Annotated in this window: 3 protein-coding genes; 2 read left to right on the top strand and 1 reads right to left on the bottom strand. The window is 76.0% G+C overall.

The features are described 5' to 3' along the window. Window positions 1-1,112 (top strand): hypothetical protein (locus tag AE652_RS40035; RefSeq protein WP_049660623.1); only part of this gene is annotated, 1,112 nt, incomplete at its 5' end. A gap of 15 nt (window positions 1,113-1,127) precedes the next feature. On the opposite strand, the gene AE652_RS40030 is transcribed toward AE652_RS40035, so the two are convergent. Beyond that, on the bottom strand, window positions 1,128-1,484 hold the full coding sequence (locus tag AE652_RS40030; RefSeq protein ID WP_049660622.1) for a helix-turn-helix transcriptional regulator: 357 nt from the start codon (window positions 1,482-1,484) through the stop codon (window positions 1,128-1,130). 109 nt (window positions 1,485-1,593) lie between these two features. Here AE652_RS40030 and AE652_RS40025 point away from each other — a divergent pair. Continuing rightward, on the top strand, window positions 1,594-2,166 hold a 573-nt coding region (locus AE652_RS40025), incomplete at its 3' end, for an alcohol dehydrogenase catalytic domain-containing protein (protein WP_049660620.1).

The following is a 2,166-nucleotide window of genomic DNA, read 5'->3' as shown; positions in this document are numbered from 1 at the left end:
CCGTCCTGCTCGGCGTCCTGCTGCTGCGCCGGGCGCCGTGGCGCGCCACGGCGGCCGGGCTCGCGGCGCTCGGCCTCGGCGTGCTCGGCGCCGAGCTGCTGTCGGCCTGGCTGCACGCGCGGTTCACCGTCCCGGACAGCGACGTCGGCGGCTCGCTCTGGAAGGGCCTGACCGATCCGGGCACCGCCGTGCAGACCCTCGCCCGGGCGGCCGGTCAGATCTGGTACTTCACCGTCTCCACCTGGGGTGCCGGCGGGCTCGCCGTCGTCGCCTGCCTGTGCGCGGTGTTCGACCGCCGCCGGCCGCCCGCCCTGCGGACCACCGGCGGCGTGCTGGTGGCCCTGCTGTTCGGCACGGCCGTGGCCTCCGCCGCCGCCCTGCCGCTGGACGGCCGGGTCGACGACTGGGTGTACGCCCGGTACACCTCCTACCTCGTCCCGTCGGCCTTCGTCGCGGGCGTCGCGGTGCTCGCGCGGTACGGTCGCCGCGCGCTGGTCCGGACGGCGGCGGTCGCGGCCGGGCTCGTCCTGCTGCTCGCCGGGGTCGTGGCGCTGGCGGCCGGCGAGCGGCTGCGGACGTCGATGTTCATCCCCTGGACCCTGCCCGACGTCTCCTTCCTGGCCGCGGACTGGGGCCGGATCGACCTGCCCCGCACCTGCGCCGCCGTGCTGGTCCTGCTCGGCGCGGCGGTCCTGGTCCGCCACGCCGGGGGCCGCCGGGTGCTCGGGGCGCTCGGCGTCTCGCTGGCGCTGTTCGCCGCCTTCGCCACCACGACGATCACCGCACAGGTCGCCCGGCCGCACGCGGAGGGCCGCGAGGGCCTGGCGACCGGCTTCACCCGCGCCGCCGGGATCACGGCGGACGACAACGTGGTGTTCGCCTGGGACGTCGACTGGTCGCTGCGCGCCGCCCAGACCTTCGAGGTCTACCGGGGGCGGGTCTGGTCCCGCGACCCCCGCTGGCAGCCCGTCCCGGCGGAGGCGAACGTGATGGTCCTCCCGCTGCCCGGGGAGGGGAAGCCGCCGGAGGCGTACTGGCCGGGCCACCCCGCCGACTGGTACGTCGAGCGCTTCGACGCCCGGCAGAACTGGGCGGTCTGGCACCGGCGTTGAGCGCCCCGGTGTCGCCTAACCCGCCGTACCGGCGTGGGCGACGGCGGCGGCGGCGTGGGCGGCGAGGACGGTGTCGAGCAGCCCGGGGAAGCGCTGCTCCAGGTCGACGGTGCGCAGGGCGGAGAAGCGCCGGTTGGCCTCCTCGCGCTGGACGATCAGGCCGGACTCGCGCAGCACCTTGAAGTGGTGGCTCAGGGTGGAGGGCGCGACGTCCACCGGGAAGGTGCCGCAGGCCCGTTCGGGCTCGGTGCGCAGAACGCGGACGATGGTCATCCGGGTGGGGTCGGAGAGCGCGTGCAGGACGTCGAAGAGGTCGATCTCCTCGGCCGCGGGGTGGGCGAGCGCCGGTCGTCGGCGGGTGCTGCGGGGCATGGGTCGACCTCCCTGATCTGCGATGTTCGACATCCATGGAAATGGCGTGGTACCACTGTCCCGCGCCAATTTCGTCGTTCGTCGAACATCGTAGTCGAGGGGGCCCGACATGCGTGCGCTGGTGATGACCGCACCCGGTGGAGCGGAGAACTCGGAGGTCCGGGAGGTCCCGGTGCCGCACCCCGGACCGGGCCAGGTGGCGGTCGACGTCGCCCACGCCGGACTGAACTTCGTGGACGTGATGACCCGCCGCGGCGACGCCGCGTACGCCGCCGAGTGGCCGTACCGGCCCGGCAAGGAGGTGTCCGGTACGGTCCGCGAGCTCGGCGCCGGGGTCACCGGCCTGGCGGTGGGCGACCGGGTGGTCGCCGCGCCGGTCGGCGCCGGGCTGGCCGAGGTGGTGGTCGCGGAGGCCGCGCTCACCGTGCCGCTCCCGGACGGGGTGGCGCTGCGCGAGGCCGCCGCCGTCCCGCTGGGCCTGGCCACCTCGATGCTGCTGCTGACCGACGCGGGCCGCTTCACCGCCGGGGACACCGTCCTGGTCCACTCGGCGGGCGGCGGGATCGGCAACGCCGTCGCCCGGCTCGTCCCGCTGCTCGGCGGCGGCCGGCTGATCGGCACGGTCGGCCGGCCGGAGAAGGCCGCGGCGGCGCTCGCCTCCGGCTACGACCACGTCTTCGCC

The sequence above is a fragment of the Kitasatospora sp. MY 5-36 genome, from assembly GCF_001182915.1.
Taxonomy (GTDB): Bacteria; Actinomycetota; Actinomycetes; order Streptomycetales; family Streptomycetaceae; genus Kitasatospora.
This window is presented reverse-complemented; position numbering and strand designations above follow the sequence as displayed.